The 13359-nt window shown below is 62.1% G+C and carries 6 protein-coding genes, 2 tRNA genes and 2 rRNA genes (1 of these 10 cut by a window edge); 4 read left to right on the top strand and 6 right to left on the bottom strand.

Features of this window, described 5'->3' with window-relative positions:
* The 4 genes from ACM42_RS31540 to ACM42_RS31525 all read right to left on the bottom strand — a co-directional run.
* Positions 1-1174, bottom strand: a 23S ribosomal RNA gene (locus tag ACM42_RS31540) (it extends 1672 nt beyond the left edge of the window).
* A 403-nt stretch (positions 1175-1577) separates the two neighbouring features.
* Positions 1578-1653: transfer RNA gene (locus ACM42_RS31535), tRNA-Ala, on the bottom strand.
* A gap of 33 nt (positions 1654-1686) precedes the next feature.
* A tRNA-Ile gene (locus tag ACM42_RS31530) sits at positions 1687-1763 on the bottom strand.
* A gap of 191 nt (positions 1764-1954) precedes the next feature.
* A 16S ribosomal RNA gene (locus ACM42_RS31525) occupies positions 1955-3443 on the bottom strand.
* The 16S and 23S rRNA genes sit together here with 2 tRNA genes alongside, the layout of an rRNA operon.
* 990 nt (positions 3444-4433) lie before the next feature.
* Between ACM42_RS31525 and ACM42_RS31520 the strand changes: the two genes are divergently transcribed.
* The 3 genes from ACM42_RS31520 to ACM42_RS31510 all read left to right on the top strand — a co-directional run bounded on the left by ACM42_RS31520 (position 4434) and on the right by ACM42_RS31510 (position 8619).
* Positions 4434-6497, top strand: coding sequence for a M23 family metallopeptidase (locus ACM42_RS31520; protein WP_271531605.1), 2064 nt, complete (start codon positions 4434-4436; stop codon positions 6495-6497).
* 150 nt (positions 6498-6647) lie between these two features.
* Complete coding sequence (locus ACM42_RS31515; protein ID WP_271531604.1) at positions 6648-8279, top strand: hypothetical protein; 1632 nt, start codon at positions 6648-6650, stop codon at positions 8277-8279.
* Positions 8280-8352: 73 nt separating this feature from the next.
* Positions 8353-8619, top strand: coding sequence for a hypothetical protein (locus ACM42_RS31510; protein WP_028178879.1), 267 nt, complete (start codon positions 8353-8355; stop codon positions 8617-8619).
* Positions 8620-8779: 160 nt separating this feature from the next.
* Here the strand turns inward: ACM42_RS31510 and clpB are convergent, their stop codons facing one another.
* Positions 8780-11419: an ATP-dependent chaperone ClpB gene (gene clpB / locus ACM42_RS31505; RefSeq protein WP_271531601.1), complete on the bottom strand. Its 2640-nt coding sequence runs from the start codon at positions 11417-11419 to the stop codon at positions 8780-8782.
* Positions 11420-11660: 241 nt separating this feature from the next.
* On the opposite strand from clpB, the gene ACM42_RS31500 reads away from it, so the two are divergent.
* Positions 11661-12449 carry an MOSC domain-containing protein gene (locus tag ACM42_RS31500; protein WP_271531599.1) on the top strand — a complete coding sequence of 263 codons (789 nt, stop codon included), beginning with the start codon at positions 11661-11663 and terminating at the stop codon, positions 12447-12449.
* 112 nt (positions 12450-12561) lie between these two features.
* Here the strand turns inward: ACM42_RS31500 and ACM42_RS31495 are convergent, their stop codons facing one another.
* A complete protein-coding gene (locus ACM42_RS31495) occupies positions 12562-13215 on the bottom strand; it encodes an NlpC/P60 family protein (RefSeq protein ID WP_271531596.1) in 654 nt (217 codons plus the stop codon).
* Positions 13216-13359 lie beyond the last annotated feature (144 nt).

Raw genomic sequence — 13359 nt, 5'->3', positions numbered from 1 at the left:
CGCTTTCTTTAAAGGATGGCTGCTTCTAAGCCAACCTCCTGGTTGTTTTGGGATTTCCACATCCTTTCCCACTTAGCCACGAATTAGGGGCCTTAGCTGTAGGTCCGGGTTGTTTCCCTCTCCACGACGGACGTTAGCACCCGCCGTGTGACTCCCGGATAGTACTCTCAGGTATTCGGAGTTTGGTTGGGTTTGGTAAGACGGTAAGTCCCCCTAGCCCATCCAGTGCTCTACCCCCTGAGGTATTCATCCGAGGCGATACCTAAATATCTTTCGCGGAGAACCAGCTATTTCCCAGTTTGATTGGCCTTTCACCCCTAACCACAAGTCATCGGAGCCTTTTTCAACAGGCACCCGTTCGGTCCTCCAGTGAGTGTTACCTCACCTTCAACCTGCTCATGGCTAGATCACTAGGTTTCGGGTCTAATACAACGAACTTGGCGCCCTATTCAGACTCGCTTTCGCTACGCCTTCGCCTATCGGCTTAAGCTTGCTCGTTAAATTAAGTCGCTGGCCCATAATACAAAAGGTACGATGTCACCCAGAACGAATCTTGAGCTCCATCTGTTTGTAGGTGTCCGGTTTCAGGTCTATTTCACTCCCCTCGTCGGGGTGCTTTTCACCTTTCCCTCACGGTACTAGTTCGCTATCGGTCGCTGAGGAGTACTTAGGCTTGGAGGGTGGTCCCCCCGTGTTCAGACAGGATTGCACGTGTCCCGCCTTACTCGTGGATACATCATCGCATTACTCGTACGGGGCTATCACCCTCTAAGGCCCAGCTTTCCTGACTGGTTCCGATTGTCTTTGATGTATCACTGGCCTGGTCCGCGTTCGCTCGCCACTACTAACGGAGTCTCTGTTGATGTCCTTTCCTCCAGGTACTTAGATGTTTCAGTTCCCTGGGTTTGCTTGAAACCTCCTATGTATTCAGAAGTCTCATACCTTCTCTTGATAACCGGAAATCCAAAACCTTGCGGTCATGGTCCCGATCATTTCTGGTCAAACCCCAAAACCTAAGGTCTTGGAGTTCCGGCTATCGAAGGTGGGTTTCCCCATTCGGAAATCCGCGGATCAAAGCTTCTTCGCAGCTCCCCACGGCTTATCGCAGCGTAGCACGTCCTTCATCGCCTCTCAGCGCCAAGGCATCCACCGAACACCCTTAAGGCACTTGATTGCTCTCATTATCAATGTCCACACACTCGGCAGAATGTTGTCTGCAGAATTACCTTGCGGCACGCGCCCTCGATGAACGCTATCTGCAGCCGGACATTGACTAGAAAGACCAGCTTGCTTCGTAAGATCGTTCCGATAGCGAGGCGGTCAAGCTTCGCTAAAAGGATCATTTACAACTCGCTCATCTCTCAGACGCAGCCTTGTGAGCTACACTGAAAGGCGCGCGAGCGCCGAAATGATCCGGAGATAATGAAGTCTCGCGCAGATATTCTCCGCACGATCCAACTCGGATCGATCTCCTCTTTACGATGTCAGAAATCACGCAGCTTACTGTCCATCCGGACTAGCAAGTGCGAAGTGATGTTTCGCGGACGACGGCACAGGATCTCGGTGATCAAACCATCTGGTGGAGCCAGACGGGATCGAACCGACGACCTCATGCTTGCAAAGCACGCGCTCTCCCAGCTGAGCTATGGCCCCGTAACCAGAAGACGAATGCACACTCGATGAAAGTGGTGGGCCTGGGAAGACTTGAACTTCCGACCTCACGCTTATCAAGCGCGCGCTCTAACCAACTGAGCTACAAGCCCCTAACGCATATCCAGTCAAGGACCAGGGATCTGCAAGCCTGCAGCCCCAGCGCGTGTTCGTCCGCGAAGAAAGAGAAACGAAGACGGCGAAATCCCGCCAATGCAGCTCAACGATCTGGCGATCTGTTGGCCACTGATGTTTCTAAAACGATCCGATAGTGAGCGTGAGCTCGCTGAAGGATCATCCTTAGAAAGGAGGTGATCCAGCCGCAGGTTCCCCTACGGCTACCTTGTTACGACTTCACCCCAGTCGCTGACCCTACCGTGGCCGGCTGCCTCCCTTGCGGGTTAGCGCACCGTCTTCAGGTAAAACCAACTCCCATGGTGTGACGGGCGGTGTGTACAAGGCCCGGGAACGTATTCACCGTGGCGTGCTGATCCACGATTACTAGCGATTCCAACTTCATGGGCTCGAGTTGCAGAGCCCAATCCGAACTGAGACGGCTTTTTGAGATTTGCGAAGGGTCGCCCCTTAGCATCCCATTGTCACCGCCATTGTAGCACGTGTGTAGCCCAGCCCGTAAGGGCCATGAGGACTTGACGTCATCCCCACCTTCCTCGCGGCTTATCACCGGCAGTCTCCTTAGAGTGCTCAACTAAATGGTAGCAACTAAGGACGGGGGTTGCGCTCGTTGCGGGACTTAACCCAACATCTCACGACACGAGCTGACGACAGCCATGCAGCACCTGTGTTCCAGGCTCCGAAGAGAGGGTCACATCTCTGCGACCGGTCCTGGACATGTCAAGGGCTGGTAAGGTTCTGCGCGTTGCGTCGAATTAAACCACATGCTCCACCGCTTGTGCGGGCCCCCGTCAATTCCTTTGAGTTTTAATCTTGCGACCGTACTCCCCAGGCGGAATGCTTAAAGCGTTAGCTGCGCCACTAGTGAGTAAACCCACTAACGGCTGGCATTCATCGTTTACGGCGTGGACTACCAGGGTATCTAATCCTGTTTGCTCCCCACGCTTTCGTGCCTCAGCGTCAGTATCGGGCCAGTGAGCCGCCTTCGCCACTGGTGTTCTTGCGAATATCTACGAATTTCACCTCTACACTCGCAGTTCCACTCACCTCTCCCGAACTCAAGATCTTCAGTATCAAAGGCAGTTCTGGAGTTGAGCTCCAGGATTTCACCCCTGACTTAAAGACCCGCCTACGCACCCTTTACGCCCAGTGATTCCGAGCAACGCTAGCCCCCTTCGTATTACCGCGGCTGCTGGCACGAAGTTAGCCGGGGCTTATTCTTGCGGTACCGTCATTATCTTCCCGCACAAAAGAGCTTTACAACCCTAGGGCCTTCATCACTCACGCGGCATGGCTGGATCAGGGTTGCCCCCATTGTCCAATATTCCCCACTGCTGCCTCCCGTAGGAGTTTGGGCCGTGTCTCAGTCCCAATGTGGCTGATCATCCTCTCAGACCAGCTACTGATCGTCGCCTTGGTGAGCCATTACCTCACCAACTAGCTAATCAGACGCGGGCCGATCTTTCGGCGATAAATCTTTCCCCGTAAGGGCTTATCCGGTATTAGCACAAGTTTCCCTGTGTTGTTCCGAACCAAAAGGTACGTTCCCACGCGTTACTCACCCGTCTGCCGCTGACGTATTGCTACGCCCGCTCGACTTGCATGTGTTAAGCCTGCCGCCAGCGTTCGCTCTGAGCCAGGATCAAACTCTCAAGTTGGACTTGAACTTTGAACCGGCTGATCACAACGTTTGACGAGGTCCCACCATTTTTCGCCGACCGAAGTCGACGAGCTGCCCGCGATTCACATCGCTGGCAACGATGGTGTAACCTTTAAACGTGTACCGCCGAAGTCTTTCGTCCGGTCTCGATCAGAAAAGCCGAGGCTTCTCAGAAGCGAGACCCGCAAGGACTCCGCCGTCCACGTTTCTCTTTCTTCATCTTCACTTGTCAAACAGCCCGGGACCGCGGAGGCCCCAACCTTCCAGAGTGGAAGGGTTCCGATACCCTTACCGACGAAGAATGACTCCAACCGACTGGTGTCGATTGTTGTGTCACTCAACAAGGTGAGGAGCATCAGTGGCGCGTTCGCTCGCCTTGGTCAGTGACCCGGCGGCGCCGCGCTCAGTGGTTGGGGTTATAGTCCCCACCGATCGGGATTGTCAACGCCCATCGTCAACAAATCGTCGCACAGTGGATCGTCGGAAAAAATCACACGATTACAGACCGTTAGCGGGACGCAGAGCGGGCGCGCCGACCCCGCGCGAAGAAAAAACTGAAAAAAAGTTTGGGGCCCTGGGGGCTCCGGAGGGGCTCCAGAGGCGGCTTGCAGCGCCGCTCCGGGGAAGCCCCTCGCGCCGGCTTCTTGAGGAAGTTTTTTCCATACTTGGCGCCGTACTTGAGCCACAATCCCGCGGCGTTCTGGTAAGAGACGAGCTTGAATCGCGGGGATGCCGTGGGGGCTGCCGGCGATTTTCATGGGGTCAGGGGAAGGCATCTTGCAGATGACGCGGCCTTCCTTCGACGTTCGAAAGACATCGAGAGAGCTTCATCCGTCCAGTTGTTCGTAATTTCGGCCGGCCCTGTTCCGGGGCTTTCTGAGCGCGGGCGCCTGTGCGGCTTGCCTTTTCCGGCGATCCCCGTTCAAGAGGGCGGCCAGGGACAAGGTTCGAAGCTGGCTTTCTTGGGTCGTTGATTGGGGGACTTGGGTTGAGCCACAGGACGTCACGCGGCACCTACGGGCGTGAGACCGGGATCATCGATCTCGGCCACGAGCCGCCGCTGTCCGTCGATGGGTCTGAAGCCGCCGTGATCGACCGCCGCCGCGTCTCGGTGCAATGGTTCAGCGGGACAATTCTGACCGGACTCTGCGGCGCGGCCCTGATCGGCGGCGCCGTTTTCGCATCGCTCGACGGCGAGATGACCTTCGCCAAGGTACCGGAGCGGGTCGAAGGCGCCTTGCGCGGAGCGTTCGGCGCCGCCGATCGCGCCGCCACGCTGCACAAGAGCGACCGGCTGCCGCCGCCGAGCGAATCCACCGCCTCGCGCAACATCATGCGCGTCTCGACGGTCGCCCGCGTCGGCAACCGTGACGTGATGCGGGTTCGCCCCTTCGTCCGGATCGCCGGCAACCTCTCGATGACGACGAGCGACCTGTCGGCGAAGATCCCGCCGTTCAACGCCCAGCGCCTGCTCACCGATGTCGGCTCCGATCCGAAGACGGCGTCCGACGATCCCAACAATCCGGAAGCCGTCGAGCCCGACGCGGAGGTGTCCTTCGTCACCAAGGATCTGTCGTCGGTGCTGCCGAAGGCCAAGATTTCCGCGGTGGTGGCGCTCGACGACATCCTGATGCGGGTCCGCGATGCCGCCAACTGGCGCGGCAATGGCGGGGTGCGCTACGCCTCGCTCGCCAATGCCACAGCCGACGTCTCCGGCACGACCGGCCCGTCCGACATCAAGATGGCCTACGCCGCCGAGGCGTCGTCGTCCGATCCCTATGCCGGTTTCGAGACGCGCGTGGTGCCGGAGAACGTCACGCTGCTGCCCAAGACCAAGGAGCAGATCACCGGCGGCAATCCCAACGGGGAGCGCGTCCATCTGGTCAAGAAGGGCGACAGCGTCGGCTCCGTGCTGCGCGATCTCGGCGCGACGGCTGACGAGATCAGGGCGATCACCGCAACGCTCGGCCCGCGCGGCCGCGACGGCGGCCTCAAGGAAGGCGAGAAACTCCGCATCCTGATGGCGCCCTCAAGCCCCGGCGCCCGGCTCCAGCCCTATCGCGTCGTGGTTGCAAACGATACCGTGGTGGAGGCGATCGCGGCGCTGTCCGATCTCGGCAAGTACGTCGCCGTCGACGTCTCCAGCATGAACACCGTCGCCGACGCCGCGGCCAACGCCAACAGCGAAGACGATGACGAGGATGACGGCAGCGGCGTGCGGCTGTACCAGAGCATCTACGAGACGGCGATGCGCAACAAGGTCCCGATGCCCGTCATCGAGGACATGATCAAGATCTACTCCTACGACGTCGATTTCCAGCGCAAGGTGCAGCCCGGAGATTCCTTCGACGTGTTCTACGCCGGCGAGGACGAAGGCGTGACGTCGAGCGAAAAGAACGAGGTGCTGTTCGCCTCCCTCACCGTCGGCGGCGAGACCAAGAAATACTACCGCTACCAGAGCCCCGACGACGGCGTCGTCGACTACTACGACGAGACCGGCAAGAGCGCGAAGAAGTTCCTGGTCAGAAAGCCCGTCAACAACGCCATCATGCGCTCGGGCTTCGGCGGCCGCCGCCACCCGATCCTGGGCTACGTGAAGATGCATACCGGCGTCGACTGGTCCACCGCCTACGGCACGCCGATCTTCGCCTCCGGCAACGGCATGATCGAGAAGGCCGGCCCCGAGGGCGGCTACGGCAAGTACATCCGCATCAAGCACGCCAACGGCTACGAGACCGCCTACGGCCATATGTCGGCCTTCGCCAAGGGCATGGAGCCCGGCAAGAAGGTACGGCAGGGCCAGGTGATCGGCTTCGTCGGCTCGTCGGGCCTGTCGACCGGCCCGCACGTCCATTACGAGATCCTGGTCAACGGCCGCTTCGTCGACCCGATGCGCGTGAAGCTGCCGCGCGGCCGTTCGCTCGAGGGCCCGATGCTGGCCAGCTTCGAGAAGGAGCGCGACCGGCTCGACGGCATGATGAGCGGCCGCGGCGGCGCCATCGCCCGCATGTCGGACGCCACCGGCGGACCGCTGCAGGTCACCAACCGCTAAGTCGGGAATCGGCCGCCCCGGCGGACATCTCTAAACACGATCCGAATTCGACGTCGTCGTCCGAGGCCGCTTTGCGGCGTTACAACGTCAAGTTTCGTTTGCCAAAGCGGCATGAGGAGCGAATACTTCCCAAAAACGGGAGGTCTCGCCATGAACAACAGGCTCGCCTGCGCAGCCTTGGTCGCTGCGCTGTTATCCGCCACGAGCCTATCGGCTGAGACCTTGCCGGCAACTTGGGAGGTCACCAAGCTCGTCCCGGGCTCGACATTCCACGGCGTGCACGGGCTCGCTGTCGACAAGGCCGGCCATCTGTTTGCCGGCAGCGTCGCGGGCGCGACGCTCTACGAGGTCGACATGGCGGGCAGTAGCGCCAAGGTTGCAATCCCGGCACCGGTCGGAATGGCCGACGACATCGCGTTCGCGCCCGACGGCACCATGGCCTGGACCGGATTCCTCGCCGGCGATCTCTATGCGCGCAAGGGCGACGGCCCGATCAGGAAGCTTGCTTCCGGCCTTCCCGGCATCAACTCGCTCGCCTTCCGCAAGGACGGCAGGCTGTACGCCACCACCGTCTTCCTCGGCGACGCGCTCTACGAGATCGACGTCGAGGGCGTCAAACCGCCGCGCCAGATCATGGAGAAAATGGGCGGCCTCAACGGCTTCGAGTTCGGTCCCGACGACAAGCTCTACGGTCCGCTCTGGTTCAAGGGCCAGGTCGCGAAAGTCGACGTCGACAAGGCCGAGCTGACCGTCGTTGCCGACGGCTTCAAGGTCCCGGCCGCCGTGAACCTCGATTCCAAGGGGAATCTCTTCGTGGTCGACACCGCGCTCGGCCAGCTCGTCCGGGTCGATCCCAAATCGGGTGCCAAGACCATGGTCGCCCAGCTGAAGCCATCGCTGGACAATCTCGCCATCGACGACAAGGACCGCATCTACGTCTCCAACATGGCCGACAACGGCATCCAGGAGGTCGACCCGGCGACCGGCCAGGCCAAGCAGATCATCATCGGCAAGCTCGCTTTGCCCGGCGGCATCGGCGTCACCTCGGAGAACGGCAAGGACACGATCCACGTCGCCGACGTGTTCGCCTATCGTACGGTGGACGGTGCGACCGGCGAGGTCACCGAAAAGACGCGCATGCACGCCGCCGGCGTCACGCTCGAATATCCGATGAGCGCGACGGCGAAGGGCAACGACGTGGTCCTGTCGAGTTGGTTCACCGGCACCGTGCAGGTGATCGACGGCAAGACCGGCGCAACGCGCGACATGCTGCACGACTTCAAGGCGCCGCATGACGCGGTCGTGCTCGCGGACGGCAGCATTCTCGTGGCCGAACTCGGCACCAAATCGCTGGTCAAGGTAAGCGGTGAGCACGGCAAGGATCGCACCACGCTGATCGGCGACCTCGAGGGGCCGGTCGGCCTCGTCGGTGGACCAGGCGGCGAGGTCTATGTCACCGAAGCCTTCGCCGGCGCCGTCTCCCGGATCGACAAGAACGGCGAAAAGACCGTGATCGCCAAGGACCTGAAAATGCCCGAAGGCATCGCACGGGCCCCCTCCGGCCAGCTGATCGTGGCGGAGGTCGGCGCCAAACGGCTGATCGAGATCGCGCCGGACAGCGGCAGGGTCACCGAGATCGCCGCCAACCTCCCGATCGGCCTGACAGGCGCGCCCGGCGGCCTGCCGACGCACATTCCGACAGGCGTCGCGGTCGGCGCAACGGGTGTCGTCTACTTCAGCTCGGACGTCGAGAACGCTATCTACAAGGTGGTGAAGAAGTAGCGTTCGCTGGCCGCGGAACCCGCAGGCGGATTTCCGGTTAGCTGACGGAAGCCGACCAGCAGGAGGATCGCCCATGACGCGCCTCTCACGCGACGATGTCGTCAAGGCCGTGGACCGGGCCGACGACGTCACCATTGCCCAGATCATCGGAACCGGCGCGACGGTCGAGGAACTCGCCGAAGCCCAGGCCTGGCTCGCCAATGACGAGCCCATGATCAACGACTTGCGCCCGCTGGCGCAGGGCCGGGTGCGCGAGCTGGTGGACATCCTGTCCGAGCTGGAAGAGGACGACGAGGAGGTTGGACCTGCCGAACCGGGCTCCGGGTCTGCTGTCGGTTAGAACAGGATGGCTTCACGTTGAATCGCTCGGCGCCATCGACCTCTCCCGCAAGCAAGCGGGAGAGGGAGCGCGCCCAACGCGCAAATCGACAGAGCAAAACGCCCCGGAGAGATTGCTCTCTCCAGGGCGGCTTATCCTTTCAGGCGACGAGCGCCAGCGCTCAGTTCAATTTCCGCTTCGTCACCGGCGCCTCGAACTGGGTGATCTCGGCGGTTCGCGGCGCCTTGCCGTTGAAGGTCAGCACGTTGCCTTCGGACGAGATCGCAACCGTGTCGCCGTCCTTGACATCGCCGGCGAGGATCATCTCGGCGAGCGGGTCCTGGAGGTGGCGCTGGATCACCCGCTTCAGCGGCCTTGCGCCATAGGCGGGATCCCAGCCCTTGGCGGCGAGCCAATCGCGGCCCGCAGCATCGAGCGTCAGCACGATCTTGCGATCGGTCAGCAGCTTCTGGAGCCGCGTGAACTGGATCTCGACGATCCGGCCCATCTCGCTCTTCTGCAAGCGGTGGAACAGGATGATCTCGTCGACGCGGTTGAGGAATTCGGGGCGGAAGTGCGCCCTCACCATTCCCATCACCTGCTCGCGCACGGCCGAGGTGTCCTCGCCCTCCGGCTGGTTCACCAAAAACTCCGAACCGAGATTCGAGGTCATGATGATCAGCGTGTTGCGGAAGTCGACGGTGCGGCCCTGACCGTCGGTCAGGCGGCCGTCGTCGAGCACCTGCAACAGGACGTTGAAGACGTCGGGATGCGCCTTCTCGATCTCGTCGAACAGCACGACTTGATATGGCCGGCGCCGCACCGCTTCGGTGAGCGCACCGCCCTCGTCATAGCCGACATAACCCGGAGGCGCGCCGATCAGCCGCGAGACCGAGTGCTTCTCCATGTATTCAGACATATCGAGGCGGACCATCGCGGTCTCGTCGTTGAACAGGTATTCCGCCAGCGCCTTGGTCAGCTCGGTCTTGCCGACGCCGGTGGGCCCTAGGAACATGAACGAGCCGGTCGGCCGGTTCGGGTCCTGCAACCCTGCGCGCGAGCGGCGCACGGCGGTCGCGACCGCACGCACGGCCTCGGCCTGCCCGACGACACGCTTGCCGAGCTGCTCCTCCATCTTGAGGAGCTTCTCCTTCTCGCCTTCCAGCATCTTGTCGACGGGCACGCCGGTCCAGCGCGAGACCACCTGCGCGATGTGGTTGGCGGTGACCGCCTCCTCCATCATCTCGCCGGAGTTCTCCTTGGCCTCGATGTCCGCGAGCTTCTTCTCGAGCTCCGGGATCCGGCCGTAGGCCAACTCGCCGGCCTTCTGGAATTCGCCGCGCCGCTGCGCGTTGGCGAGCTCGACACGCAAGCCGTCGAGCTCGGCCTTCAGCTTCTGCGCATCGGAGAGCTTGTTCTTCTCCGCGCTCCAGCGCGCCGTCAGCCCAGCAGACTTCTCCTCGAGGTCGGCAAGATCCTTCTCCAGGGTCTGCAGCCGGGTCTTGGAGCCGGGATCGCTTTCCTTCTTCAACGCTTCCTGCTCGATCTTGAGCCGGATGATCTCGCGGTCGAGCGAATCCAGCTCTTCCGGCTTGGAATCGACCTGCATCTTCAGCCGCGCCGCGGCCTCGTCCATGAGGTCGATCGCCTTGTCAGGCAGGAAGCGGTCGGTGATGTAGCGGTTGGACAGGGTCGTGGCGGCGACGAGCGCGGAATCGGTGATCCGCACGCCATGGTGCTGCTCGTATTTGTCCTTCAAGCCGCGCAGGATCGAGATGGTATCCTCGACCGAGGGCTCGCTGACGAAGATCGGCTGGAAGCGCCGCGCCAGCGCGGCGTCCTTCTCGACGTGCTTCTGATACTCGTCGAGCGTGGTCGCGCCGATGCAGTGCAGCTCGCCGCGGGCGAGCGCAGGCTTGAGCAGGTTGGAGGCGTCCATCGCGCCGTCGCCCTTGCCGGCGCCGATCAGCGTGTGCATCTCGTCGATGAACAGGATGAAGCTACCCTCGCTCCCGGTCACTTCCTGGAGCACGGCCTTCAGCCGCTCCTCGAACTCGCCGCGATATTTTGCGCCGGCGATCAGTGCGCCCAGGTCGAGCGAGAGCAGCTTCTTGTCCTTGAGGCTCTCCGGCACGTCGCCGTTGACGATGCGCAGCGCCAACCCTTCCGCGATCGCGGTCTTGCCGACGCCGGGCTCGCCGATCAGGACGGGGTTGTTCTTGGTCCGGCGCGAGAGCACCTGGATGGTACGACGGATCTCCTCGTCGCGGCCGATCACCGGATCGAGCTTGCCGTCACGCGCGGCCTGGGTCAGGTCGCGGGCATATTTCTTCAGCGCGTCATACGCGTTCTCGGCGGTCGCCGAATCCGCGGTCCGCCCCTTGCGCAGCGCCTCGATCGCCGCATTGAGGTTTTGCGGGGTGACGCCGCCCTTGTTCAGGATCGTGCCGGCCTCGCTGGTCTTCTCCAGCGTGAGGCCGAGCAGCAGCCGCTCCACGGTGACGAAACTGTCGCCGGCCTTCTCACCGGCCTTTTCGGCGGCATCGAAGGTGCGGGCGAGTTCGGGCGCCAGGTAGATCTGGCCCGCGCCACCGCCGGAAACCTTCGGCACCTTGCCGAGGGCGTCCTCGGTCGCCTTCAGAATTGCGCGGGAATTGCCGCCAGCGCGGTCGATCAGGCCGGCAGCGAGCCCCTCATTGTCGTCCAGGAGGACTTTCAGGAGATGCAGGGTGGAAAACTGCTGGTGGCCCTCGCGCATCGCGAGCGACTGCGCAGACTGGATGAAGCCCCTGGAGCGTTCGGTATACTTCTCGATGTTCATCTTTTCTGTCCCTCGGCCTGCCCTTGGGGCCCTCTCAGGCACCCCAATACGGCATCTTCATTGGGTTTCCGCTCACCGCATTGAGGTTTCTCAAGCGGGAACGGCCGTCTTTTTGCCGACGTTGCCGCCGGCCTGCGGCAGATGTGGGAAGCAAATTGCGGATGCGGAAGAGGCGAGTTCACAAATTCGTGCGCTCCTGGGCGGGCTTGGCGCTGGCGGGCCGAATCCCTTAAGTAGCGGCATGACAGCCAGCCACACTGCCGAGATCACCGGCCTCTATCGCTACCCGATCAAGGGCCTGACGCCGGAACACCTGTCGCGCGTCGCTTTGCGGGTCGGCCAGACCCTGCCAGCCGACCGCCGCTACGCCATCGAGAACGGTCCGAGCGGGTTCGACCCTGATGCGCCCGAGTGGAAGCCGAAGATCCAGTTTCTGATGCTCGCGCGCAATGAGCGGCTGGCCGAGCTCGACAGCCGGTTCGACGACGCCACCAATCTGTTGACCATCCGCAAGGACGGCCAAATCGTCGCCAGCGGCGATCTCGAGACCGCCGCCGGGCGCGCCGCCATTGAGGCCTATTTCAGCGAGAACTTTCAGCCGGAGTTGAAGGGCCCGCCCAAGGTTCTGTCCGGCCGCGACCACAGCTTCTCCGATGTCGCCCGCAAGGTCGTCTCCATCATCAATCTCGGCAGCGTCCGCGCGATCGAGACCATGCTCGGCGGCGCCGCCGTGCACCCCCTGCGCTTCCGCGCCAATCTCTACGTCAAGGGCTGGCCGGCCTGGTCGGAGCTCGAGCTGGTCGGCCAGACACTTGCGGTCGGGCCGGCCCGGCTGAAGGTGATCAAGCGCATCGTCCGCTGCCCCGCCACCAATGTCGATCCTGAAACCGCCAAGCGCGATCTCGAAATTCCGCCCACGCTCTCGCGCCATCTCGGCCACATGGATTGCGGCATCTATGCCGAGGTGATCGAAGGTGGCGAGATCGGCGTGGGCGATGCGGTTGCCGTGGAAGAGCCGAAACTCATCTAAGCTGCTGTAGGGCGGGCAAAGCGAAGCGTGCCCACCACCTCGTTCTCGAATGCTGGCCCTCCGTTGGTGGGCACGGCGCATGCGCGCCTTTGCCCACCCTACGAGTGCTCCCTCAATTCGGCATCACATACGCATAGATCCGGCCGCGCGAGACCGGCGCTTCGCGGACGCGGTTGCCGCTGTTGCCGGAGATCATGATCGGATTGCCCTGCGCATCGATGCCGGTGATGATGCCGACATGGCCGCCGCGGCGGCCGCGCGACATCACCGCGATGGCTCCGACCTGCGGGCCGGACACACGCGTGCCGTAACGCGCGAACGAGCTCGCCATGTCGGATCCGGTGCCCTGATGGCCGGTGTGCTGCAGCACCATGTTCATGAAGCGCGCGCACCACAGGCTGCCACGCCCGGTCGGATTGCCGCCGAGATAGCGGCGCGCCTCGGACACGAGGTTCGATCCGCCACTGAAGCCACCGCTCATGCCCGCACCGCCGGCGTTGGCATTCGGATCATAGCTCGCCTGGGTGTTGCCGAACCTGCTCGCCTGCAGCTGCGCCGCGCTACGCTCGAAGCGCGAGCTGCGGGCATGGTGCCGATAATGACGGTGGTGATGATGCCTGGCGTGATGCACGTAAGCATGCCGCTCTGCGCTATGACGATGATGCGGCCGTGCCGAGGCCGGAGAAACGAACGCGGCGACCGCCGCAAAGAAAAACGCCAGCGCGACAACACAACGCGACAGGCGGAACGCAAACAACTCAACCATTCTTCATCCTTCGTTACACCCCTACTTTCCGATCGGCCGGTGACGTGGCCGACATAGGTCAGGCCGTTAAGCCGCCCGATGTGGCGAGAAAAAGACACCGCGCCGGCGAATAGCTGCGATGATTTTGTATCGGTGCTGGTTCGA

This window comes from Bradyrhizobium sp. CCBAU 25338, from assembly GCF_028128965.1.
GTDB classification, from domain to species: Bacteria; Pseudomonadota; Alphaproteobacteria; order Rhizobiales; family Xanthobacteraceae; genus Bradyrhizobium; species Bradyrhizobium liaoningense.
The sequence above is the reverse complement of the archived record's forward strand: the minus strand, read 5'-3'. Positions and strand labels throughout refer to the sequence as shown.

Bases quoted from the DNA above. Each gene is read 5' to 3' on its own strand.
- ACM42_RS31495 (WP_271531596.1), bottom strand. From the start codon at position 13,215: ATGGTTGAGTTGTTTGCGTTCCGCCTGTCGCGTTGTGTTGTCGCGCTG.
- ACM42_RS31510 (WP_028178879.1), top strand. From the start codon at position 8,353: ATGACGCGCCTCTCACGCGACGATGTCGTCAAGGCCGTGGACCGGGCC.
- ACM42_RS31500 (WP_271531599.1), top strand. From the start codon at position 11,661: ATGACAGCCAGCCACACTGCCGAGATCACCGGCCTCTATCGCTACCCG.
- ACM42_RS31515 (WP_271531604.1), top strand. From the start codon at position 6,648: ATGAACAACAGGCTCGCCTGCGCAGCCTTGGTCGCTGCGCTGTTATCC.
- clpB (WP_271531601.1), bottom strand. From the start codon at position 11,419: ATGAACATCGAGAAGTATACCGAACGCTCCAGGGGCTTCATCCAGTCT.